Source organism: Nocardia abscessus NBRC 100374 (assembly GCF_000308455.1).
GTDB lineage: Bacteria > Actinomycetota > Actinomycetes > Mycobacteriales > Mycobacteriaceae > Nocardia > Nocardia abscessus.
Genome location: NZ_BAFP01000031.1, coordinates 103,059 through 125,778, shown reverse-complemented (window position 1 = coordinate 125,778; position 22,720 = coordinate 103,059). Strand labels below are relative to the sequence as shown.

The window sequence follows — 22,720 nt, the reverse complement described above, 5'->3', positions numbered from 1 at the left end:
TGTATGTAAGTGTAGGATCTAGCGGTGGCCAGGAGCGTAATCGTGAAACAGCAGCGCCGAACGCAAGAGCAGCGCAGCACCGAGATGCGCACCCGCCTGCTCGACGCGACCGTGGACTGCCTGGTCGAGTACGGATACGCGGGCACCACGACGCCGCGGGTAGCCGAACGCGCCGGCGTGACGCGCGGAGCCCAAGTGCATCACTTCGGCTCGAAAACCGATCTGGTGGTCGCCGCGATCAGCCATCTGGCACAGCTGCGCGCCGAGAGCGCCATGCGGGAGATGTCCCGGGTGGAAGCCGGTGACGATCCGGTGGCCGCGGCGCTGGAGTTCCTGTGGGACCTCCACCAAGGCCCGCTGTTCATCGCGACCGTCGAGCTGTGGGTGGCGGGGCGGACCGATCCGGTGCTGGCCGCGGCGATGGAGAAGGTCGAGCCGTTCGTCAACAACGCCGTCCTGATGGCGGTCGCCCGTTTCGTGCCCGACGACGTGCGCCGCAAGGAGGCGCGCGACTTCGTCTACACGGCCATGGACGCGCTACGCGGCATCTTGATCTCGAATTTCATCGACACGGATGCCGAACGGGCGCAGCGCCGCTGGCGCCGTGCCTCGGCACATCTGCACGAGATCGCCGGCCGCGCTCTGGGCGGCCGACCCGCCGAATAGCCTTCACTCCCCACCGGGCGGCTTACCGTTGTCTTGTCACGGCCGCTCCTGATTGTCGCCGCAAGGCGACCGAGGGCCGCTACTACGGCATGATCACCGCGTCGCTACCTGTGCCCGGGATTTCCGCGCGATCCAGACCGTCACGGCGAACAACAACACGCCGGTCGCGGCCAAGCCGGCGCCGACCACGGCCGGAGCCGTATAACCGAGGCCCGCGGCGATGACCAGCCCGCCGAGCCAGGCGCCCGCGGCGTTGGCGATGTTCAGTGCGGCGTGGTTGAGGGCGGCGGCGAGGGTCTGGGCATCGGCCGCGACGTCCATCAGCCGGGTTTGCAGACCGGGCGCCAGCGCGGCCCCGGAAGCGCCGACGAGCAACGCGCCGACGGCCGCGGTGTAGGGGTTGTGGGCGGCGGCGACGAAGCCGGCCAGGATGACAGCCATCGCGATCATGGCCGCGAAGACGGCGCGGTCCACGCCGCGATCGGCGAGCACGCCGCCGACGATGTTGCCGATCACCATGCCCACGCCGAACAGCATCAGCACCAACGGCACCGCACCGGCCCGCAGACCCGCGACGTCGGTGAGCGTGGTCGCGATGTAGGTGTAGACGGCGAACATCCCGCCGAACCCGATGGCGCCGACCAGCAGCGTCAACAGCACCTGGGGACGGCGCAGCGCGCCGAGTTCGGTCATCGGATTGGTCATCGTGATGCCGGTGAGTTCCGGGACGAAGCGCAGCAGCGCGGCCACGGTGGCGATCCCGATCAGCGCGACCACCACGAACGCGTCCCGCCAGCCCAGATGCTGACCGAGCCAGGTGGCCGCGGGAACGCCGACGACATTGGCGGCGCTCAAGCCCAGCATAACCGCGGCAACCGCTTTGGCCCGCTGTCCTACCGGAGCGAGGGTCGCGGCGGCCAGCGAGGCGACACCGAAGTAGGCGCCGTGCGGCAATCCCGAGACGAACCGGGCCAGGACCAGCGTCTCGAACGAGGGCGCCAGCACGGTCGCCGCATTGCCCAGTGTGAAGGCCACCATGAGCGCGACGAGCAGCCGCTTGCGCGCCACCCGCGCGGCCAGCGAGGCGATAAGGGGTGCGCCGATCACCACTCCGAGCGCGTAGGCCGATACCGCGTGCCCCGCCGTCGGCTCGGAGACGTGGAAGGCCGAAGCGATATCCGGCAGCAACCCCATGGTGACGAATTCGGTTGTCCCGATCCCGAATCCGCCGAGGGCAAGGGCCAGCATGGCGGGCACGTGCCAATCGGTTCGCTCGGGCGGCGCGGTGGTGCTCGTGGTCACGGGCCTGGTCACGTGTTCATGTAACCGTCCGCGGGCCGTCTTCGCTTCCCGGGCAAACGTGAGTTCGCCCACCGTGACGTCGAGGAATGACGCAGGTCAGCCCCAGAATCGCCGCAATGCGGACAAACGAGTCGGTTCGCGCGCCACAGTCCAGCATTCGTAGCGATGTTCGATCGAGCCGGGGCCGGCGCGAAGTAACCCCGAAAACAGTCCGGGCACCCGTTCCACCGAAGGTGGGGCGGGTGCCCGATTGTGTCAGCCCGGCGCTGGGTGAACACCCAGCGCCGGAGTCGGCCGAGCGACGCGGCTCGGCCCCGCAGTTCGGCGCCCGAGACGGCGCCGAGCGAACTCAGCGCAGTGCGCGAGCCAGGTTGGCATCCAGCGCGCCGAGGAACTCCTCGGTGCTCAGGTAACCCTGGTCTCCGCCGACGAGCAGCGCGAGGTCCTTGGTCATCTGGCCGCCCTCGACGGTCTTGATGACGACGTCCTCGAGGGTCTGCGCGAAGCCGATGACCTCGGGGGTGTTGTCCAGCTTGCCGCGGTGCTCGAGACCCCGGGTCCAAGCGAAGATCGACGCGATCGGGTTGGTCGAGGTCGGCTTGCCCTGCTGGTGCTGGCGGTAGTGCCGGGTGACGGTGCCGTGCGCGGCCTCGGCCTCACAGGTCTGGCCGTCCGGGGTGAGCAGCACCGACGTCATCAGGCCGAGCGAACCGAAGCCCTGGGCCACGGTGTCGGACTGCACGTCGCCGTCGTAGTTCTTGCACGCCCAGACGTAACCGCCCTCCCACTTCATGGAGGATGCGACCATGTCATCGATGAGGCGGTGCTCGTAGGTCAGGCCCGCGGCGTCGAACTGGCTCTTGAACTCGGCGTCGAAGATGTCCTGGAACGTGTCCTTGAACATGCCGTCGTAGGCCTTGAGGATGGTGTTCTTCGTCGACATGTACACCGGGTAGTTCTGCTGCAGGCCGTAGTTGAACGACGCCCGCGCGAAATCCTCGATCGACTTGCGGAAGTTGTACATGCCCATGACGACGCCGCCGTCCTCGGGCATCTTCACGACCTCGTGCACGATCGGCTCGCTGCCGTCGTCCGGGGTGAAGGTCAAGGTGACGGTGCCGCCCTGGAACACCTTGAAGTCGGTGGCGCGGTACTGGTCACCGAAAGCGTGGCGGCCGATGATGATCGGCTTGGTCCAGCCGGGAACCAGCCGCGGAACGTTGGAGATGATGATCGGGGCGCGGAAGATGGTGCCGCCGAGGATGTTGCGGATGGTGCCGTTGGGCGAGCGCCACATCTTCTTGAGACCGAATTCCTTGACCCGCGCCTCGTCCGGGGTGATGGTGGCGCATTTCACACCGACGCCGTGGCGCTTGATGGCCTCGGCGGCGTCGACGGTGACCTGGTCGTCTGTCTTGTCTCGGTATTCGATACCGAGGTCGTAGTACTCCAGGTTCACGTCGAGATAGGGGTGGATCAGCTTGTCCTTGATGAACTGCCAGATGATCCGGGTCATCTCGTCGCCGTCGAGTTCTACGACGGTGCCTTCAACCTTGATCTTGGACATGGATCTTCGTGTCCTCCTAGGATGGTGCCCTCATTGCACGGCCAGGCGAACACGCTTGTGAGCGGACCCCAGCTGTTCCAACAGACAACGTATATGTCCCGCGTTGTCCGCGAGACGTGTGGTGCAAACAAGACAAGCGTACTGCTGCCGAAGTCCTCACCGCACGGGCAGCCCCCGGAGTGAGCTGGACCACCTTTGTTACCGATTGGTAGGTCAGCGGCACCTTCCGGCGCCTCGACGGGCACCCGCGCAACCGCCGTCGCCGCTATGATCCGCTATCTGTTCGAGCTCGGCAACTCTCCCGCAAACGGCGAGGTCCGCACAACGCCATGACGCTGCGCGGACCTCGCTGCCGACGGATCAGACCGCGACCGGGACCCGGGCCCCGTCCTCGGAGCCTTCGATCAGGTTCTGCGGCCGGTCCCGGATCATCAGGGCGATGATCGGGATGGCCGCGAGGAAGAACCCGGCGCCGACGTAGAAGGCCACGTCGTAGCTGTGGATCGCGGCGCGCGCGGCCAGGTTGTCGATGCCGGGGTTGTCGTGGGCGAAGGTCTCGGCGACCTGCACCGAGATGGTGGTCAGCAGCGCCGTTCCGACCGCGCCGCCGACCTGCTGCGCCGCGTTCAGCAGCGCGGACGCCACACCCGAGTCCGCTTCCTCCACCTGGTGCAGCGCCACCGTCTGCATCCCGACGAACAGCGGGCCCATACCGAGCGCGATGAGCACCTGGGCAGGCAGCACCCCGGCAAGGAAGCTGTCGCCGTAGCCGAGCTGTGCCAGCAGCAGCAAGCCGATGACACCCAGCACGGCGCCGGCCACCATCAGTGGACGGGGGCCGAGCTTCGGCAGCAGGGCGCTGGTGACACCCGCCGAGATCGCGATGCCGGCCGGGAAGGGCAGGAAGGCGAAGCCCGCTTTCAGCGCCGAATAGCCCAGCGTGATCTGGAAGTAGTAGCTCAGGAACAGGAACATCGCGAACATCGCGATCGGGATGAACAGTGCCGCGAGGAACGCCCCACCCCGGTTGATCTCGCCCGGGATGTGCAGTGGGAGCAGCGGGTTCGACGACCGCCGTTCGATCAGGACGAAGGCGGCGAGCAGAACCGGTCCGGCGATCAGCAGCGCCAGGGTGCCACCGGCCAGCCAGCCGTCCTCGGCGGCGCGGCTGAAGCCGTACACGATGGCGATCAGGCCCAGCGTCACCGTGACGGCACCGGGCATGTCGTATCCCCCGACGCGCGGCGCCGGCACGTCCTTCACCACCCAGGCCAGCGCTCCGACCAGCGCGAGCAGCGCGATCGGCGTATTGACCAGCAGGCACCAGCGCCACGACGCGTACTCGGTGAGCGCGCCGCCCGCGATCAGGCCGAGCGCCGCACCGCCCGCGGAGATACCCGCGAACACACCGAAGGCGGTGGCCCGCTCGCCTGGCTCGGTGAACGTCACCGACAGCAGCGAGAGCGCGGCCGGCGCCAAGAGCGCGGCGAACGCGCCCTGCAGCGCGCGTCCGGCGAACATCTCCGCACCGTTCTGGGCGAGACCGGCCAGCGCCGAAGCGCCCGCGAAGCCGATCAGGCCGACGATGAAGATCCGGCGGCGCCCCAGGTAGTCGGCCATCCGGCCGCCCAGCAGCAGCAGGCCGCCGAAGATCAGCGTGTAGGCGGTGAGCATCCATTGCCGGTTGCCGTCGCTGATGTCGAGATCACGCTGCGCGAACGGCAGCGAGATGGTCACGATGGTGGCGTCCAGAACCACCATGAGCTGGGCCAATGCGATCACTGCCAGCGCGAGCCAGCGCGCTGAGCCGCCCGGTTTGTGCGGCGCGTGCACCGCTGTCGCCGTGTCCGTCACGGTCATCTCCTCGTCCCTCGATGATCTGGAGCCATCCTGGCATTGGACGACATTTGTCGTCAAGCGAAAAATGTCGTAATACGACATTTGACTGTTAAGGACAGGAAAACGGAGGGTTGCGTTACCATCGGGACATGCTCGAGTCATCGACGTCGATGGGCGCGAGCGCCGCGGGAGCCGCCGCGAGCGCCCAGGGCCTGCGCGAACGCAAGAAGCAACAGACCAGGTTGCGCATCATCGCGACGGCCCTCGACCTGTGCGACGCCCAGGGCTTCGAGGCGACCACGATCGAGCAGATCGCCAACGCCGCGGACGTCTCGCCGCGCACGATCAACCGCTATTTCGACAGCAAAGAGGACATCGTCCTGGGACCGGTCCAGGACTTCGGCCGCACCGTGGCCGAGACCCTGCGCGAGCTGCCACGCACCGGCAACGAACTCGCCGCCCTGCGGGAGGCCTTCCTGTACGTGGTCGATCGAGCCGCCGCGGCGGGTGAGGCCGACCCGCTGTCGTTCCGGCAGTTCCAGAAGTTGCAGCGGATCCTGCGCAGCAGTCCGTCGGTCAGCGCGCGCAGTCTCGAACATGCCGACGACAAGAACACCGCCATCGCCGCGGTGGTCGCCGAGCGCCTCGGCACCGAGCCGGACGCCCGCGCGGTGCGGCTCATCGTCGGTACCTGGCAGCTCATCGGCCACGTCGGCATGGAGTGCTCCGACGATCTGTTCCTGGACGAGGACATGGCCACCGCGGCCCGGGCCGGGCGCGCCGTCTTCACCGAGACCTTCGACGAATTCGTGCGCAGCTGCTGCGTCGCGCCGACGGCCCCCGATCAGCGGCATGCGCTGGAGGATTTCGGACGCTGACGGCCCGCCGGTTATGATGCCGGGCAGGTCATGAGTATCAGCGCCAAGCCCCGGCTCGCTGGTCGGCAACCCTCCATCCGCGGTGGGGTGCTCCGGGTGATGACCTGGCTCCCGAAAGCCGGGAGCAAGCGCGTAACAGGAGGTCGCCGGCATGTGTTGTTGTTCACACCGCTAACCCCTGCTGTACCGGCGAACACCTTTTGGGAGCAAACCATGAGTGAATCCACCGCGCGCGGGGCCGAGCACCACCCGACGCATTCGCACCTCACACCCGAGGAACGGCTCGCCCCAGGACCGGTCCGTCTCGCGGTCGGCATCGAGGACATCCCGGCCGATCTGCGCGCCGGTTTCGCGGCGGCGACGACGTGACCGTGGATACCGAACGGAGCGCCCGGACCTCCGCCGTCGCCCTGCCGCCCTCGGACGGGCAGTTCGGCACCATCGCCATCGGCGATGTGCGATTGGAGAACGGAGCGGTCATCCCGGACGTGCGCTTGGCGGTGCAGCGCTGGGGTGAGCTCTCCCCCGGACTCGACAACGTCGTGCTGGTCGAACACGCGCTGACCGGAGATTCGCACGTCGTCGGCAAGCCCAACGACGTCCACGAGATGCCCGGCTGGTGGGACGGCATGGTCGGGCCGGGTGCGCCGCTGGACACCGACGAATGGTGTGTGATCGCGACGAACGTGCTCGGCGGCTGCAAGGGCAGCACCGGGCCGTCCACTCTCGCTCCGGATGGAAAGCCTTGGGGTGCGAGGTTTCCCGAGATCTCCATCCGCGACCAGGTGACCGCGGAGGCCGCTCTGCTCGACTTGCTCGGCGTCGAGCGGCTCGCCGCCGTTGTGGGCGGGTCGATGGGCGGCATGCGGGTGCTGGAGTGGATGGTCGGCGCACCGGAGCGGGTCGCCGCGGCGCTGGTGCTCGCGGTCGGCGCGCGCGCTACCGCCGACCAGATCGGCACCCAGACCACTCAGATCGCGGCGATCAAGGCCGACCCGGACTGGCAGGGCGGCGACTATCACGGCACCGGCCGCGCCCCGACGACGGGCATGGCCCTGGCTCGACGGATCGCGCACCTGACCTACCGCACCGAATTCGAGCTGGACCACCGGTTCGAGAACAAACCGCAGGGCGACGAGGACCCGTGGAACGGCGGCCGGTACGCGGTGCAGAGCTACCTCGACCACCAGGCCGAGAAGCTGTGCAAGCGTTTCGATCCCGCCACCTACGTGTTGCTGACCGAGGCGATGAACCGCCACGACGTCGGCCGCGGTCGCGGCGGCATCGAGGCGGCGCTCGCGGCGACGCCGGTGCCCTGCGTGGTCGGTGGCGTCGACTCCGACCGGCTGTACCCGCTGCGTACCCAGCAGGAGCTCGCCGATCTGCTCCCCGGCTGCGACGGACTGGAGATCGTGCACTCCCGCGACGGGCACGACGGGTTCCTCACCGAGGCGGCGGCGGTGTCGAAGCTGCTGACCGAGACCATGCGACTAGCCAGGACCGGTGTGCGACCCGAACGCTGACAGGTTCGGTGGTCGCCACCCTCACAGCGCCGCGGCCCGCCGCGCCGCTTCGATTCGGTTGATATTGGTCTCGATCCACTCCCGCAGCGCCGCTATCGGCGTGCGCAAGCTGTGACCCAGCTCCGTCAGCGTGTACTCGACCCGCGGCGGCACGGTGGGATGCGCTGTCCGCGTGACGAATCCGTCGGTCTCGAGTTGACGCAACGTCTGCGTCAGCATCTTCTGGGAGATGCCGTCGATGCGGTGGCGAAGATCGGTGTACCGCATGGTGCCGTCGGCGAGCGCGTCGATGATCAGCACCGTCCATTTGCCCGCGATGTGGTCGAGGACCTCCCGCGTGGGGCACTTCGCGGAGTAGACGTCGGCGGGCAGACCGGAATCTTCGAGATACGTGCGCACCTATCGGAGTGTAGCGCACCGAAAAGTGCCTTCTTCCCATTGGAGTGTGACTCTCCGATAGTAAGAAATATGGAAACACAGACACTTTCGGTGGCCGACGCGATTCGAGGACGTCGCACGGTACGGCACTATCGCCCCGACCCGGTGCCGCCCGGCCTGATCGAGGAATTGCTCGAGTTGACGATGCAGGCACCGAGCGCGTGGAACATGCAGGACCGGTCGATCGTGGTCGTGACCAGTGCGTCCGGCCGCGACGCCTTGTCGAAGGCGGCATTCGGTCAGCCGCAGCCGAAGGAGGCGCCGGTGGTACTGGTCTTCGTCGCCGATGCCGCCGCCTGGCGAGACCGCAACACCGATATCGCCGAACTGGCCGGCCGCAACGGCGCGTGGAACGCCGAATTCACCGCGTTGTTCGACGCGCGCGCCGAGTACCTGGCCTTGGAGCAGCGCGGACTGCTGCGGGAGAACGCCGTCAAGAACGCGATGATCGCGGCCACCTACGCGATGCTCGCCGCCACCGGACTCGGCCTGGCCTCCGCACCGATGAACGGCTGGGACCCGGACCTGGTGAAGCAAGCCATCGGTATCGGCGACCGCGAGGATCTCGCCATAGCGGTGCTGATCACCATCGGCTACAGCGACGCCGTCCCACCCCATCCCGGGCGACGGCCGCGTGAACGAACGGTTTTCGCCGAGCGATACGCCGCTGCCCGCTGATCACCTGGGCGACCCGACCCGGCCCGGCCGGGTCGCCGATCGCTCGAGCTGTCAGCCGACGCCGAGTGTGTTGATCGTGGCCGCGAGGAACAGAATGCTCGACCCCAGCAGGGTCAGCGCGCCGACGTCGAAGGGTTTGCTGCGCACCGCGAGCAGCCCGACCTGCGCGGTCGGCAGGCACAACCGGAACGCCGCCGCCAGCAGCGTCGCACCGCCGAAGAAGAACGCCCCGCGCCGCCACCGGTCGGACGCCACGAACACCACCGCCACCACCATGACCAGCGTCACTACCACCATCGGCAGATGGCAGCGCAGAAACTGCGCCCCCAGACTCCGGGCACCACCCCGGTGCTCCGCGATAGGCGTGTCGGCATCGGTCACACCCAGATTCTTGCAGACTCCCCCGCGCCCGGTCCGCCGGAGGTTCTTCGAACCGAACAGCCGGGCCATGGCGGCTGCCATCGTTGACGCTCCCGACAAGCATCCATGCAAGTTGTCGATGACTGACGATATAGAGGCCGGGGTTGCGGTCGCTCACCTGCCCAAAGACCTGAGCCATGCGTCGTGCTCAGCCGGTGAGAACATCCGGCCGCCGCTGCACCCTGGCGCCCAGCGAGCATAGGTCTTCGTTGAATCCACCGTGATCACGTCGACGACCTTCACCAACTCGGGCGGCACTTCCCCACCGAAGTGCCGGACACCGGGAACGATCACGGCGTCGACATCCACTCGGCGAACGACGTTCATCAGGCGGCTCAGAGGGCTGTCGGTCTCAGGACCGAACACGACCGTCTTCGCGAGTTCGTACCCGAGTCGCTTGGCGAGACTGCGGAGTTGAATCTCATCCCAGGTCTGTGAGACGCCGGATATATCTCGGCGCAGATACCCGATTGCTGTCGGCCGTGGCCTCATTCGTCCACCCCATCCGTCGCGGTTGGCAGGCACCCGACGTCGGGGGCAGGTCACCCGGCGTCGCGTGCCGGTAAGGACGGTAAAGAGCTCACCGGAGGTGCGTCCAGGTTCATGCACGGGTATGCACAAAGCAATATTTGCCTGGCGCACTGCATATTTGTGAGTCAGACTGGAATGACAGTCCATCATGCATGTGCATGTCACGATGGGAGAAACCCAGATGCGGTTGAGGTTCCTTGGCAAGGGCGGGTCCGAGGCCAACGGTTGTCCGTCGTTGTACGCCACCGACCAGGCGAGCTACCTCGTCCAGGGGTGGAAGACAGACACACCCGGAACATCGAAATCCCACACCTGCTAACTGGCTTCGCGGAAGCCGATACGTTCCTTGGGACAACGATGACGGACACCGGCCGAGGGACTTTCACCCTTGCCGGACGACCGATCACGGATGATGAGACCCTGAGTCAACTCGACTTGGCCACCGACGAAACGGCTATCGAGGTACCCAAGCTAGGAAGGACGTTCTACGGTGCTGCTGGCCGACGGTGACCCGTGGAATGACTGGTTCCGGGCATTGCGGCGCAGCGCATTTCATCTAGAGGTTCGCGACTCCTACGCCGTGGCATCCGAGGACAATCGACTTCGAGCATTCCTCGTCGGCGAACCTCCGCCCGACGAACCGCCCGTACCGTGGCACGCGCTTATGCAGGAGACCACTGGTCGCGGGATATCGGTGAGTCGGGTCCGTGTCGTGAGCGTCCCACACTCGGACTACCACCGTTGGTTGCTGTCGGTGACCGGACGCAACATTCAGTCCGGGGAGGACATCCGGTACTTGCCCCGCCACGCGGCCGGGAAGGTGCCACCGGATGACTGGTGGCTGTTCGATGACGAACGAGTCGTCTACAACCTCGTCGATGCTGATGGCAAACCGGCAGGTGCGGCGATAACCACAGATCCAGGAGTTGTGGACTACTGCCGAAGTGTCCGCGACCGTTTGTGGGAGTTGGCGACGCCGTACGCGGAGTACGCCCGCACGTGACCGACTCCATTCACCAGCAGCGCGAAGCTCTCGGAAATCGGCTCCGGGAGCTTCGACTCAACGCGGGATTGTCCGGCGCAGAGTTGGCCCGGCGAAACGAGTGGCACCAAACCAAGATCTCCAAGATCGAGTACGGACGGATCAAACCGTCACGCGATGACATCCGCGCCTGGTGTGAGCACTGCGACGCCGTAGATGAGGTGCCGGACCTGGTAGCCAACCTGGAGAACATCAACGCCGCATATCTGGAATGGCGGAAAGTGCTCGGCACCGGCACTCGACGACGTCAACATGCGCTGGTGAGCCTGAGCGAGACATCTCAAATCGTACGAATCTACAACCCGTTCTTCATCCCCGGGTTCTTGCAGACCGCCGAATATGCGACGGGAACGCTACGGAACGTCAGCCAGTTCTACCAAATACCCAACGATGTAGAGGCGGGGGTCGCCAAGCGGCTGGAGCGGCAACAACTTCTCTATCGAGGAAACCGGCGGTTCCACTTCCTCATCGGAGAGCAAGCGTTGCACACAACGGTCAGCGGTGCCGATGTGATGGTCGGTCAGTTGGACCGGTTGCTCGCTGTAGTCGGGCTACCCAGGGTGACGCTCGGAATCGTGCCGGCCGTGGCGGAACTTCCATTCGCTCCGACGAACTTTTCAGTGTTCGACAACAAAATAGTGCTCGTCGAAGCGATAACCGCAGAACTCACTGTGACCCAGCCGAGGGAAATCCAGCTGTATCACCGTGCGTTCGACACTCTTTCCGGCCTGTCGGTCACCGGCCACGCTGCGCGGGAACTGATAGGCGCAGCGCTTCGCATACATGGGGATAGATCGATCGAGGACCACTGAGGCTGGCTCAACTAGACCTTGCGGCCAACGAGACAGCGGTCGAAGTTCCGAAGATCAGGAGGACGTTCTACGGTGCTCTACCTTCAGCATGAGCCGCCGGATTGGGTGGCCCTGTTTCGTGATTGCAAGGCTGAGGCTTTTCACCTGGAAGTGAAGGACGCCTACGCTGTGCCCACGGAGTCCGACCGGTTTCGGCGCTTCCTCGCCGGAGAGCCCGCCTTGCCGGACGAACACAAGAACCGATGGAACGATCCGGTCGAGGAAACGACCGGTCGGGGAGTAACGGTGAGCCGGGTCCGCGTTGTGACGGTGCCGCACACCGACTACCACCGCTGGCTGTTGAGTTCCTAACGGATGTCAACTCGGTGGAAGGCTCGTAGCCTTGGTTGTTGACGGGCCGATCGGTGGAGCGCTGCGCGACTCCTTGTGTCGTCGGCCCGTCCGCGCACTGGTGATGCGGCGGGCGGCGCGGATCTCGGCCGGGACGGTGTATCGGTTAGCGACGATCTGACGGCCTTGTTCGGGTGTGAGTGGGCTGCCGTCGACGTCGCGGATGACGTAGTGCTCGCTGCGGCGCCAGCAGGCGGCGATGCGGGTGAGCAGGGTCGTGGAGAGATGGCAGACCGCGGAGTTGTGGTGTTTGCCGGTCTCGGTCATGAGCCGGTGGTATTTCGCCGCCAGCGATGGATCGCTGCGCCGGGCCTGTTCGGCTGCCATGAACAGTGCTTCGCGCAGGCAGGCGTCTCCGGATTTCGTTGGACCACCGTGTCTTCCGCTCAAGCCTGAGGAATCGAGCTTTGGCACCAGTCCACTGAAGGAACGGATCGCGGCCAGGGAATCGAAGCGGTTGGGGTCACCCAGACGTCCCAGGATCTGGGCTGCGAGAATCGGGCCGACCCCGGGCGCCGAGCAGACGATGCCGCCCGGGTCGGCCTTGTCCAGCAGTGCCGCGATACGGGTTTCGAGTTCCTTGATCTCGTCGGTGAGCTGCAAAGCCAGCCGGGCCTCGATCGCGATGTCGTCGGCCAACTCCGGGAAGTCCAGTCCATCGGCCCAGAGGTCGAGCGTTTCCCGGGCTGCGGCTATGAGCTGGTCGGCTTTCTCCTCGCGCCAGCTGCCGCGAGAATGGCGAGTGAGGAATCGTGACAGCCGCGCCCGGCCCAACCGGATGACTACGTGCGGGTCGGCGTAATGCGCGAGGAACCGCAGTGGGGTCTTGTTGGCCAGGTCCGCGCCGAGTGCCGCGTGCCAGCCTGGTCCGAGGAGTTCGAGCAGCGCATCCAATCGCGCGAGGATGCTGGTGCGGCGTTTGACCAAGTTGGAGCGCAGTTTGACCGCTCTGCGCATCGTGTCGCCGGGCCCGAGCCCGGTCGCGGTGTGCATGCCCTCGGGATGCAGAAGCGGGATCCGGGCAAGGATTTTCGAGTCCAAGCGGTCGGATTTGGTGTGTTTGCAGTAGTAGTCGCGCAGATCGGCAGATTGTTCTGGCGGCACCAGAACCACAGTGGCGCCCTGACGGCGGAACCAGGCCGCCAACGGCACCCAGGCGTTGCGCGTGGGCTCCATGATGATGGTGATCGACGACGAGTCCGCCCCGGCCGGCAGCATCGACCACAGTCGCTGCAGGTCGCTGGTGGTGGTGCGGAACTTGCGACCTGACCATAGGAATTTGCCTTGCTCATCGGCCAGGCTGGCCTGGTGCGCTGCCCGACAGGCGACATCGATACCCAGCCGCAACTCCAACGATCCAACTCCCGTCGCTCGACGATCTCTGTCCCATGTCCGGCGTGGGAAATTCCGTCGCGGGAGTCGATGCAATACCAGACATTCACCAACAGGGATCTCCGCATCACGCCTGCACAACGGCAGATGCCGAGTCGCCGGGTTCCTAACAGGACGCATCTCACCCGGCGATGGCCCTGCAAGCCCCGCGATCAACAGGCAAGGAGCACAACCCCACTCGGTCATTGAGCGGTAGCAAGCAGGCGCCGGAGTCTCGAATTCTCACCCAGCCGGCCGTGCCGGACGAGAGCTTCGAGACCATCACCAAGTTTGAATGTCGGTCACCGATACCAATACAGCGGCCGGTGAGGATATCCGGTACGTACCCCGGCATCTCGCAGGCGAGGTGCCACCCGATGATTGGTGGCTCATCGACAACGAGCGGGTTGTCTACAACTTGATCAACGAGAACGGGAAGCCAGCGGGGCTGGCCGTGACCACCGATCCGGGGATCGTCGGCTACTGCCGGAGCGTGAAGCAACGACTATGGGAACTGGCGACCCCGTACGCGGAGTACGCCGACCAGTGACCAACGTTCACGATGCGCGGGAAGCTCTCACCAGCGCGACCACCGGTTCCACTTCCTCATCGCCGAGCAGGCGCTTTACACCACCGTCGGCACCGACGCCGTCATGATCGGCCAGCTCGACCGGCTGGCCTCGATCCCGGGGATGCCGCGTGTCACGCTCGGCATCGTTCCAGCCCTGGCTGAGGCGCTGGTGGTGTCCACCAACTTCGCCATGTTCGATAACCGGCTTGTCATGGTGGAAGGAACAGCCGCGGAGTTGATCATCACCCAACCGCGAGAGATAGCAACCTATGGCAGGGCGTTCAAAACGCTCGCCGGGCAGTCTGTCACTGGTGAAGCCGTGCGGAAGCTGATCAGGACAGCGCTCGACCGGCGTCAAGCTCAGAGACGACGTCGTCTATCGGCATCGACGGAACATGACGGTGGCTGATTGTGACTCCGGTCATAAAAGCCACGGTGCTGCTCGCCGCTATCTGGGCACTTACCTGAACGTTTGGAACTGCTCCCGAAAGTGCGTACTTGTCGTTGTCGCCGGGTGGGCAAACACTCGGTCCTTGTCACGTGGCCATGAGTCTCACGTACAGCGCGCGATTGGAGTCGCATGAGTGATCAGAAAACCGCGGTATCCGTGCTCGGCACGGGTTCGATGGGTTCCGCCCTCGCGGAAGCCTTCCTCGCGGCGGGACATCCGACCACCGTGTGGAATCGCAGCCCGCAACGGGCGGCTGCGCTGGTGGCCGCGGGCGCGCACCAGCAACTCGCCGTCGCCGATGCCATCGCCGCCAGCCCGCTGATCATCACATGCTTGACCACGTTTCAGGCGACCCGCGACAGTCTGACCGCTGCCGAGACCGAGCTGAACGGGCGAGCCCTCGTCACGCTCAACAGCGGCACCCCTGCCGACGCGCGGGACTTCGCGCGGTGGGCGACCGGCCGAGGGGCGCGTTTCCTCGGTGGCGCGATCAAGAACGTACCTTCGGCTGTCGGAAAGCCGGACACACTGCTGTACTTCGGCGGCGAACAGGACGTCTTCGACGAGCACAGGGAAACACTGCGAGTACTCGGTGGTGACCTCGTCCATCTGGGCGACGAACCGGACCTGGCCGCTCTCTACGAATCCGCCGTCGGCGCCACCCTTCTCCCCGCACTGCTCGGATTCTTCGAAGGCGCTGCGGTACTGTCCGCGCGCGGTCTGGCAGCGCGCACAATGGTGCCCTATTCGATCAAATGGCTCCAGATGATCGAGTCACTGCTACCGGTCATGGCCGACGAGATCGACAACCGGGACTTCACCCGGCTCGGCTCATCGATCGCGCTGTTCCACACCGCGATCGGCAACGACGAGCAGCTCGGCGCGGAGTCGGGCGTCGATATGTCCTGGCATGCTCCGATGCACGACCTGCTGCATCGAGCGGTAGCCGACGGCCTGGGCGAGCAGAGCATCACAGCGCTGATCCAGCTACTGGCACCCGACCGCCCGCGGAACAGTATCCACGGAGCCTGACATCCGCGCCCGGTCCGGGATACCGCCTCTCGCGCCGGATCAAAAGTGTTGTCGCTCAGTGATGTTGATGCCCCTGAAAACAGGGGCACACTCGGGAAGCTGACAACATGTGGATCATGACCGCTCGACGACTTCCTTTTCTCGCCGCCGCGCTTCCGGCCGTGGCGATGGCGCTCGGCTCCGGCGCCACCGCGACCGCGACCCCTCCGCTGTCGCCTCCGGTGATCGAGGAGGTCTTCTCGGTGCCCGGAACCGTGTCGGCGAAATTCCACAACCCGAACGCCGAGGGCGTGTGCTGGGTGTACAACGACGACACCGGCGAGATCTTCGGCGGCAACAACCCCACATCGTTCGCCATCGCGGACGGCAAGATGGTCCAGTCGTCGCTCGGCAACGGAAGTCTGCCCGCCGGACAGATGCGTGTACGTGGCGCATGCGCCTGGGAGCGCCCCACCGGTGATCCCCGCCACGGCTACACGTCGATGACAGACGTCATCACCGTCGACGTGATCGGCAAGCCGAGCACGGGCAGCTTCGGCTGAGCATGTGCCGACGAGTCCCGGCGCCCGATCGACTGGACCGTCTTCCGCCTGATGGTCCACAAGCATGGAATTACCATTCGCAGAGCGTCAGCGACGGCATGACAGCCCGGGGTATCCGGTGCTACGGCAGGGATAGTGCGTACTCAGCGCTGTAGCGTGCAGTTCTCACTACAATCGATCCCATGACCGCAGCGTTCGACTACGAAGATCTACATCGTCTGGTTGATCGGCTCACGCCGGACCAGGCGCATGCGCTGCGGGCTGTCGCGTTGCAGTTGGTCGTCACCGATACCGCCGACCGAGGCCCCGCCACCGACCCTCCGGGCGAGCGGCGTCGACGCCTCTCGTTCGCCGGCGTGATGCACGCCGAGCCGGATCTCGCGGCAAGGTCGGAAGAGTTGCTCCGCGAAGAACGTGGTAGACAAGCCGAGTGATCGTCTGCGACACAGGCCCGCTCGTCGCCGTACTGAACCAGAATGACGCGGATCATCGGCGCTGCCTCGATCTCCTCGAGACCCACCCCGGGCCTCTACTGGTCCCAGGTCCAGTTCTCGCAGAAGTCTGCTACTTCTTGGAAACGCGGGTCGGACCTACGGTCGAAGCCAGGTTCCTGGAATCTATCGCCAATGAGGAAATCGAGCTTGTCGATCTCACCCGGGCCGATCTACGGCGGATGGCCGAGCTGGTTCGGAAGTACGCCGACTTCCCGCTCGGCGCGGTCGATGCCGCGGTCCTGGCCGTCGCCGAACGACTGGACGTGAAGGAAGTCGCGACATTGGATCGCCGACACTTCAGCGCGGTCCGAACCCATCACTCGGTTCCTCTTCGACTGCTGCCCGACTGACCGACGGTGTCGGTGGCTCTCGGCCACCTGGTTGACTGACACGTGTGTTCCATCTGATGTTCCACGAGCCGTGCATTCCGCCGAATACCGGTAACGCGATTCGGTTGGTCGCGGGGACCGGGTGTCATCTGCATCTGATCGAGCCGCTGGGGTTCGAGCTGTCGGAGCCGAAGTTGCGCAGGGCCGGGTTGGACTACCACGATCTGGCGTCGGTGACGGTGCACGCGAATCTGGCGGCGGCGTGGGAGGTGTTGCGCCCGGAGCGGGTCTTCGCGTTCACCACGCAGGCCCGCACGCGGTTCACCGACGTGGCCTACCGCGAGAACGACGTGCTGCTGTTCGGGACCGAACCCACCGGGCTGCCCGCGGAGGTTCTCGCGGACCCGCGCATCACCGACCGGCTGCGCATCCCGATGCTGCCCGGCCGCCGCTCCATGAACCTCTCCAACGCGGCCGCGGTAACCGTCTATGAAGCCTGGCGTCAGCTCGGCTTCCCCGGCGGCGTCTGATCCACCCCGCTTCGCGAATAATCTGCGAGACAGGGCGATCGACGCTCAGTCGTCGATCTCGAATCGTTTGAAGCGGGAGGTCGCGCCCGCGGTCAGGCGGACAGCGGACTTGGGGACTCCGTAGTGCTCGGCGAGCAACTCGATGGCCGCTTTGTTGGCCTTGCCCTCGACGGCGGGAGCCCGCACGTACAGGTGCAGGCTGCCGTCGTCGAGGGTTTCCACCAGCGGGCCCTTACGGCTGTTCGGCTTGATCGTCGCCCTTACCACCGTCGGCACGTTTGCCTCCTGTGCTGGTTTCCGCGCCTGCCGAGGCGCTGCTCGCGGGCTCCGCGGGAGCCGGTGCCGATTCTCTCGCGCCCGACGCGGGCTTCCCACGGCGCACAACCCGGACGATGCCCCACAGCACAGCGGCCGCCACCGCGAGGAAACCGAGCCACGGAATCGCCTTGCCACTGAACACGACCGCGTCCTGCAACCAGTCCACCAGGGAATTCCAGCCCGAGACGATGCCGTCCCAGAAGCTGTCGGGGTCGTCGTCGGACTTCTTCTGATCGGTGGTGATCTCGATGGTCAGCGTGGACAGAGCCACTTGGTCGTCGAGCCGCCGCTTCTGCGCGGTGAGGCTGTCCAGCTCACCCTGGCGGCTGGACAGCGCCTGCTCGGCGGTGATCAGGTCGGAGGTGTTGGTGGCGCCTGCGATCAGCGCGCGCAGCCGCTCGACCGAGGCTTGCAGCGCCTTGATCCTGGCGTCCAGGTCCTCCCACTGCATGGTGACGTCGTCGCGGTTGGTGCTGACCCGGGTGACCTGCCCGATCCCGTCGAGGTCGGCGATGAACGCGTCGGTCTTGTCCGCGGGCAACCGGACGACGAGGGTAGCGCTGGCTCTGGTGTCGTCGGTGCCGGGCTGCTCGGTGCGGCTGTCGACCCGCCCGCCCGCCACACGCACCCGCTCGATGACCGTGCCCGCCGCGGCGACCGGCGCGTCGGCGGTGATCTCGACGCTGCCGGTGACCACCTCCTTGCGATCGGACATCGGTTCACCGCCGGAGTTGTTGTCCCGTTTCGGCGGCGCCTGCTCGTGCAGCCCTGGCGGCACGAGCGCGGAGGCGGGCCCGGGGACGGCCACCGACGTCCGGTCCCGAGCGGGTTTCGCGTCCTCGTCACCGCAGCCGGCGAGCAAGATCAACCCCAGCACGCCGACACACAGCACAGCAAGCTTCCTCATGCCTGGCACAGTAGCCGTTTACGCTGCGCGGACACCCCCGCATAACAGTTCTCTAGAACGCTTCTAACACTTCTCTAAAGCACTCGCTCAACGGAAGTCGCGCGACTTGGACACCATCCGCAGATCCATCCGCTGCAGATGTTCGGCGACCACGCTGACCACGCCCTCGGCATTCTGCACCCGGCCGCGGATGAGCAGGGCGGCAGCGCCCTGGGCGAGGCTCCGGTAACGCCGCCACAGCCCCAGCGAGCAGACGATGTTCACCATGCCGGTCTCGTCCTCCAGGTTGAGGAAGGTGACGCCTTCCGCGGTGGCGGGACGCTGCCGGTGCGTCACCGCGCCGCCCACCAGGACACGGGAGCCGTCGGGCACCTGCAGCAGGCTCGAGGCCGGAAGGACACCGAGGGCATCCAGGCGTGGGCGCAGGAACTGGGTCGGATAGCTGCCGGGTGAGACTCCCGTGGCCCAGACGTCGGCGGCGGCGGTCTCCAGATCGCTCATCCCGGGCAGGGTGGGCGCGGTGGTGGCCGCGCCGGTACCGGGCAGCCGGTCCGGGCGCTCGCCCGCGGCCGCGCCCGCCGCCCAGAGCGCTTCGCGGCGGGTGACGCCGAGGCTGCCGAGCGCGCCCGCCGTGGCGAGGGATTCCGCTTGGGCGACAGTGAGTTCCACCCGCCCGGTCAGGTCGAGGAAGGACGTGTAGGGCCGCTCACCCCTGGCGGCGACGATCCGTGCGGCGAGATCCTCGCCGATCTGCCGGACCGCGGCGAGACCCAGGCGCACCTCGGTGCCCTCCGCCTCCAGGGTGGCTTCGGCGCGGCTGGCGTTGACATCGGGGCCGTGCACCGCGACCCCGTGCCTGCGCGCGTCGGCGACCAGGGACTGCGGCGAGTAGAAACCCATCGGCTGGGCGCGCAGCAGACCCGCGCAGAAGGCGGCGGGATGGTGCAGTTTGAACCAGGACGAGTAGTACACGATCGAGGCGAAGCTCTGCGAATGGCTTTCCGGGAAGCCGAAATTCGCGAAGGCGTAGAGCTTCTCGTAGATGCGGTCGGCCACCTCGCCGGTGATGCCGTGCCGTTCGCGCATGCCCTGATAAAGCCGGTCTTTGAGGCGCTCCATGCGTTCCGGAGACCGCTTGGAACCCATGGCGCGGCGCAGCTGATCGGCCTCGACGGCGGTGAAGCCCGCGACGTCGACGGCCATCTGCATGAGCTGCTCCTGGAACAGCGGCACGCCGAGCGTGCGCTCCAGCGAATTCTTCAGCGCCGGATGGTCGTAGGCGATGTCCTCCACGCCGTTGCGCCTGCGGATGTAAGGGTGCACCGACCCGCCCTGGATCGGACCGGGGCGGATCAGCGCCACCTCGACCACCAGGTCGTAGAAGCTGCGTGGTCGCAGCCGGGGCAGGGTCGCCATCTGCGCGCGTGACTCGACCTGGAAGACGCCCACCGAGTCCGCGCGCGAAAGCATCGCGTAGACCTCGGGTTCGGCCAGGTCGAGCGAGTGCAGCTCGACGGTCTCGCCCTTGTGCTCGCGCACCAGGTCGATCATGTAGTGCAGGGCGGAGAGCATGCCGAGGCCGAGCATGTCGAACTTCACCAGATCGATGGCGGCGCAATCGTCCTTGTCCCATTGCAGGACGCTGCGACCGGACATGCGCGCCCATTCCACGGGGCAGACGTCGGCGATCGGCCGGTCGCAGATCACCATGCCGCCGGAGTGGATGCCCAGATGCCTGGGTAGCCCCTCGATCTCGGCGGCCAGTTCCAGCACCTCGGCGGGGATGTCGGTGTTCGTCTCGGCGCCGACGCCCGTCCAGCGGCTCACCTGCTTGCTCCACGCGTCCTGCTGGCCGGGCGAGAACCCCAGCGCCCGTGCGGCATCGCGCACCGCGGACTTGCCGCGATAGGTGATCACGTTGGCCACCTGCGCGGCGTACTCGCGGCCGTACTTGCGGTAGACGTGCTGGATCGCTTCTTCGCGGCGGTCGGATTCGATGTCGACATCGATGTCCGGCGGACCGTCGCGCTCCGGGGAGAGGAAACGCTCGAACAGCAACTGGTTGCGTACCGGGTCGACGTTGGTGATGCCGATCGCGTAGCAGACCGCCGAGTTGGCCGCCGAACCTCGGCCCTGGCAGAGGATGTCGTTGTCCTTGCAGAAGCGGACGATGTCGTGCACCACCAGGAAATAGCCGGGGAACTCCAGGTCGTTGATCACCGCGAGTTCGTGCTCGATCTGCCGGTAGGCCTCCGGGTTCTCCTCGGGGGAGCCGTAGCGCGCCGCGGCGCCGGTCAGGGCGAGTTCGCGCAGCCAGGATTGCTCGTCGTGCCCCGCGGGCACGTCGAACGGCGGCAGATGGGGGGCGATCAGCTGCAGATCGAAAGCGCATTCGCGGGCCAGGGCCGCCGCGTTCGCCACCGCCTGCGGGCAGTCGGCGAACAACCGCGCCATTTCCGCCCCGGATCGCAGGTGCGCGCCGCCCGCGGGGGCCAGCCAGCCCGCCATCTCGTCCAGGCTCTGCCTGGCCCGGATCGCCGCGAGCGCCATCGCTCGGCGGCGCTGGCTCGGGGCGGCGAAGTGCGCTCCGGTGGTGGCGAGCACGGGCAGGCCGAGGCGGTCGGCCAAGGTGATGAGGTGGGCGTTGCGCTCGTCGTCCTCCGGGACGCCGTGGTGGGTGAGTTCCACGCTCACCCGGTCGGCGCCGAAGCGGTCGGTCAGCTCGCGCAGCGCGGCCTCCGCCCGGTCCAGCCGGGTGCTTCCCGCGCGCAGGTCGAGCTCGAGGGCCTGGCGCAGGTGTCCCTTCCGGCATCCGGTCAGGATCTGCCAGTGTCCTTCGGCCGCCGCGGTGAGCGTATCGAGGTCGTAGCGCAGGATGCCTTTCTCTCCCGCGGCCATGTGGGCGGCGGCGATCTCGCGGGACAGCCTGCGGTAGCCCTCCTGGCCACGGGCCAGCACCAGCAGGTGCGGCCCGGCCGGGTCCGGCGCTCCGGTGCGCGGCGCCGAGTCGGGGGCGGCGGCGTGCCCACGCTCGGTGCCGGGCACGCGCGGCTCGAGTGCCGTGCCGAGGGACAGTTCGGCGCCGAAGACGGTGGGCATCCCCCATTCCTTGGCCGCCTCGGCGAAGCGGACGGTGCCGTAGAAGCCGTCGTGGTCGGTGAGCGCGATCGCCGCCAAGCCGAGCCGCACCGCCTCCTCCACCAATTCCTCCGGATGACTCGCCCCGTCCAGGAAGCTGTAGGCCGAGTGCGCGTGCAGCTCCGCATACGGGACCGACGGCCCCTCGGCGCGGCGCACCGGCTCGGGCCGGTACTCCTCGCGTTTACGCGACCACGCCGGGCTGTCGCCGCCGTCGCCCGGATACCTCGCGTCGGGGTTCGTCCGCCCGGACAGCACCCGCTCCATCTCCGCCCAGCTGGGCGGACCGTCGCTCCAGCCCACGACTTCTCCTCCTCGCCTCGAACATACATTCGAAGACAGAGGAAGTACAGGCAGGTCAGGACGCCCGAAGCCGCTCGACGGACCCGGCGGCCAGGGCGGCCTCGACGCCCTGTAGACGACCCCGAATGAGCGCGCCATAGGCATCGGAAGCCAGCACGTCGAGATGCCCGCGAGCGATGGCCAATTGCATCCGGGCCACTTCGAACTCGCCGACCCGGCGATGACTGTCGGCCAGATTCAGATAGAGCGACGGCAGGAAGCCGCGCAGGCCTTCATCCAGCGGCACGCCGGGCCCGAACACCGCCGCCAGCGCGCGCTGATCCCAGCGCAGCGCCTCGGCGGCATTCTCCTGAAGGTCGGCGAGATGATGCGCGACCACACAGCGTTGCAATGCTCCGCCGTGTTCGCCGAGTTCGACCCAGAGCTTTTCCAACGCCCGTCGCCCCGCCGCGGGGTCGACGCCACCGAGCCGCACCGCGGCAAACACCTCCGCCATCCGATCGTCCGACATGCGCCGAGTATCGCACATATGTTCGAACGTTTCGAGCGTTGTTCGATGCGTTTCGTACACCCGGAAAACCGCACGCCCGTGCGGTTCTCGAACGCATCCACCACACCGGACGACGCGCCGCGGCGGCCGGCACGGGC

24 protein-coding genes, 1 pseudogene and 1 riboswitch are annotated in these 22,720 nt (G+C 66.8%); of the genes and pseudogenes, 15 read left to right on the top strand and 10 right to left on the bottom strand.

Annotation, left to right across the window (positions count from 1 at the left end):
• The first annotated feature begins 84 nt into the window (after nt 1-84).
• On the top strand, nt 85-666 hold the full coding sequence (locus tag ON19_RS05530; protein WP_227954945.1) for a TetR/AcrR family transcriptional regulator: 582 nt from the start codon (nt 85-87) through the stop codon (nt 664-666).
• Nucleotides 667-759: 93 nt separating this feature from the next.
• Here ON19_RS05530 and ON19_RS05525 read toward each other — a convergent pair whose 3' ends face one another.
• The 3 genes from ON19_RS05525 to ON19_RS05515 all read right to left on the bottom strand — a co-directional run bounded on the left by ON19_RS05525 (nt 760) and on the right by ON19_RS05515 (nt 5,395).
• Nucleotides 760-1,914 carry an MFS transporter gene (locus ON19_RS05525; RefSeq protein WP_043687993.1) on the bottom strand — a complete coding sequence of 385 codons (1,155 nt, stop codon included), beginning with the start codon at nt 1,912-1,914 and terminating at the stop codon, nt 760-762.
• A gap of 403 nt (nt 1,915-2,317) precedes the next feature.
• Nucleotides 2,318-3,535 carry an NADP-dependent isocitrate dehydrogenase gene (locus ON19_RS05520; RefSeq protein ID WP_040864988.1) on the bottom strand — a complete coding sequence of 406 codons (1,218 nt, stop codon included), beginning with the start codon at nt 3,533-3,535 and terminating at the stop codon, nt 2,318-2,320.
• A 360-nt stretch (nt 3,536-3,895) separates the two neighbouring features.
• The gene (locus ON19_RS05515) at nt 3,896-5,395 is read right to left on the bottom strand and encodes an MFS transporter (RefSeq protein WP_043687782.1); all 1,500 of its coding nucleotides are present in this window, start codon (nt 5,393-5,395) and stop codon (nt 3,896-3,898) included.
• Between the two features lie 128 nt (nt 5,396-5,523).
• Between ON19_RS05515 and ON19_RS05510 the strand changes: the two genes are divergently transcribed.
• The 3 genes from ON19_RS05510 (at nt 5,524) to metX (ending at nt 7,775) form a co-directional block, all read left to right on the top strand.
• Nucleotides 5,524-6,252: a TetR/AcrR family transcriptional regulator gene (locus ON19_RS05510; protein ID WP_083899153.1), complete on the top strand. Its 729-nt coding sequence runs from the start codon at nt 5,524-5,526 to the stop codon at nt 6,250-6,252.
• 26 nt (nt 6,253-6,278) lie between these two features.
• A riboswitch (SAM riboswitch) is annotated at nt 6,279-6,389 on the top strand.
• 76 nt (nt 6,390-6,465) lie between these two features.
• Complete coding sequence (locus ON19_RS41670; protein ID WP_157229602.1) at nt 6,466-6,621, top strand: hypothetical protein; 156 nt, start codon at nt 6,466-6,468, stop codon at nt 6,619-6,621.
• Nucleotides 6,618-7,775 (top strand): homoserine O-acetyltransferase MetX, encoded by a 1,158-nt coding sequence (metX, locus tag ON19_RS05505; RefSeq protein WP_083899152.1) that lies wholly within the window; start codon nt 6,618-6,620, stop codon nt 7,773-7,775. The genes ON19_RS41670 and metX overlap by 4 nt, the downstream gene beginning before the upstream one ends.
• A gap of 21 nt (nt 7,776-7,796) precedes the next feature.
• Here metX and ON19_RS05500 read toward each other — a convergent pair whose 3' ends face one another.
• A complete protein-coding gene (locus ON19_RS05500; RefSeq protein WP_043687777.1) occupies nt 7,797-8,174 on the bottom strand; it encodes a winged helix-turn-helix transcriptional regulator in 378 nt (125 codons plus the stop codon).
• A 69-nt stretch (nt 8,175-8,243) separates the two neighbouring features.
• Here ON19_RS05500 and ON19_RS05495 point away from each other — a divergent pair, with 69 nt between their 5' ends.
• Nucleotides 8,244-8,891 carry a nitroreductase family protein gene (locus ON19_RS05495; protein WP_043687773.1) on the top strand — a complete coding sequence of 216 codons (648 nt, stop codon included), beginning with the start codon at nt 8,244-8,246 and terminating at the stop codon, nt 8,889-8,891.
• Between the two features lie 51 nt (nt 8,892-8,942).
• Here ON19_RS05495 and ON19_RS43595 read toward each other — a convergent pair whose 3' ends face one another.
• Nucleotides 8,943-9,188, bottom strand: a complete 246-nt coding sequence (locus tag ON19_RS43595) for a DUF3017 domain-containing protein (protein ID WP_195099024.1) — start codon at nt 9,186-9,188, stop codon at nt 8,943-8,945.
• Between the two features lie 1,144 nt (nt 9,189-10,332).
• On the opposite strand from ON19_RS43595, the gene ON19_RS44625 reads away from it, so the two are divergent.
• The 3 genes from ON19_RS44625 (at nt 10,333) to ON19_RS05470 (ending at nt 12,047) form a co-directional block, all read left to right on the top strand.
• Nucleotides 10,333-10,845 (top strand): DUF6879 family protein, encoded by a 513-nt coding sequence (locus ON19_RS44625; RefSeq protein WP_043687768.1) that lies wholly within the window; start codon nt 10,333-10,335, stop codon nt 10,843-10,845.
• Complete coding sequence (locus ON19_RS05475) at nt 10,842-11,696, top strand: helix-turn-helix domain-containing protein (protein ID WP_051168560.1); 855 nt, start codon at nt 10,842-10,844, stop codon at nt 11,694-11,696. Before ON19_RS44625 ends, ON19_RS05475 begins: the two co-directional genes overlap by 4 nt.
• Nucleotides 11,697-11,768: 72 nt before the next feature.
• Nucleotides 11,769-12,047, top strand: coding sequence for a DUF6879 family protein (locus ON19_RS05470; RefSeq protein WP_157229601.1), 279 nt, complete (start codon nt 11,769-11,771; stop codon nt 12,045-12,047).
• Nucleotides 12,048-12,053: 6 nt separating this feature from the next.
• Here the strand turns inward: ON19_RS05470 and ON19_RS05465 are convergent, their stop codons facing one another.
• The gene (locus tag ON19_RS05465) at nt 12,054-13,439 is read right to left on the bottom strand and encodes an IS110 family RNA-guided transposase (RefSeq protein WP_227954462.1); all 1,386 of its coding nucleotides are present in this window, start codon (nt 13,437-13,439) and stop codon (nt 12,054-12,056) included.
• 313 nt (nt 13,440-13,752) lie between these two features.
• Here ON19_RS05465 and ON19_RS05460 point away from each other — a divergent pair, with 313 nt between their 5' ends.
• From ON19_RS05460 to ON19_RS05430, 7 genes and pseudogenes are all read left to right on the top strand, one after another.
• A complete protein-coding gene (locus tag ON19_RS05460; protein WP_051168558.1) occupies nt 13,753-14,007 on the top strand; it encodes a DUF6879 family protein in 255 nt (84 codons plus the stop codon).
• A gap of 37 nt (nt 14,008-14,044) precedes the next feature.
• Nucleotides 14,045-14,437, top strand: a pseudogene (locus tag ON19_RS05455) (Scr1 family TA system antitoxin-like transcriptional regulator); the annotation flags it as partial.
• 171 nt (nt 14,438-14,608) lie between these two features.
• Entirely contained in the window at nt 14,609-15,511 is a 903-nt protein-coding gene (locus tag ON19_RS05450) for an NAD(P)-dependent oxidoreductase (protein ID WP_043687765.1), read from the top strand.
• 116 nt (nt 15,512-15,627) lie between these two features.
• Nucleotides 15,628-16,053: a hypothetical protein gene (locus ON19_RS05445; protein WP_157229600.1), complete on the top strand. Its 426-nt coding sequence runs from the start codon at nt 15,628-15,630 to the stop codon at nt 16,051-16,053.
• 182 nt (nt 16,054-16,235) lie between these two features.
• Nucleotides 16,236-16,487 carry a hypothetical protein gene (locus ON19_RS05440; RefSeq protein WP_043687756.1) on the top strand — a complete coding sequence of 84 codons (252 nt, stop codon included), beginning with the start codon at nt 16,236-16,238 and terminating at the stop codon, nt 16,485-16,487.
• Nucleotides 16,484-16,897, top strand: coding sequence for a type II toxin-antitoxin system VapC family toxin (locus tag ON19_RS05435; protein ID WP_043687752.1), 414 nt, complete (start codon nt 16,484-16,486; stop codon nt 16,895-16,897). The genes ON19_RS05440 and ON19_RS05435 overlap by 4 nt, the downstream gene beginning before the upstream one ends.
• A gap of 44 nt (nt 16,898-16,941) precedes the next feature.
• Nucleotides 16,942-17,406: a tRNA (cytidine(34)-2'-O)-methyltransferase gene (locus ON19_RS05430; protein ID WP_043687749.1), complete on the top strand. Its 465-nt coding sequence runs from the start codon at nt 16,942-16,944 to the stop codon at nt 17,404-17,406.
• A 45-nt stretch (nt 17,407-17,451) separates the two neighbouring features.
• On the opposite strand, the gene ON19_RS05425 is transcribed toward ON19_RS05430, so the two are convergent.
• The 4 genes from ON19_RS05425 to ON19_RS05410 all read right to left on the bottom strand — a co-directional run bounded on the left by ON19_RS05425 (nt 17,452) and on the right by ON19_RS05410 (nt 22,583).
• Entirely contained in the window at nt 17,452-17,682 is a 231-nt protein-coding gene (locus ON19_RS05425; protein ID WP_043687957.1) for a DUF167 domain-containing protein, read from the bottom strand.
• Nucleotides 17,639-18,631 (bottom strand): DUF4349 domain-containing protein, encoded by a 993-nt coding sequence (locus tag ON19_RS05420; RefSeq protein ID WP_051168556.1) that lies wholly within the window; start codon nt 18,629-18,631, stop codon nt 17,639-17,641. The genes ON19_RS05425 and ON19_RS05420 overlap by 44 nt, the downstream gene beginning before the upstream one ends.
• A gap of 87 nt (nt 18,632-18,718) precedes the next feature.
• Nucleotides 18,719-22,072, bottom strand: a complete 3,354-nt coding sequence (locus ON19_RS05415; RefSeq protein ID WP_043687746.1) for an error-prone DNA polymerase — start codon at nt 22,070-22,072, stop codon at nt 18,719-18,721.
• 55 nt (nt 22,073-22,127) lie between these two features.
• Nucleotides 22,128-22,583 (bottom strand): hypothetical protein, encoded by a 456-nt coding sequence (locus ON19_RS05410; RefSeq protein ID WP_043687743.1) that lies wholly within the window; start codon nt 22,581-22,583, stop codon nt 22,128-22,130.
• Nucleotides 22,584-22,720 lie beyond the last annotated feature (137 nt).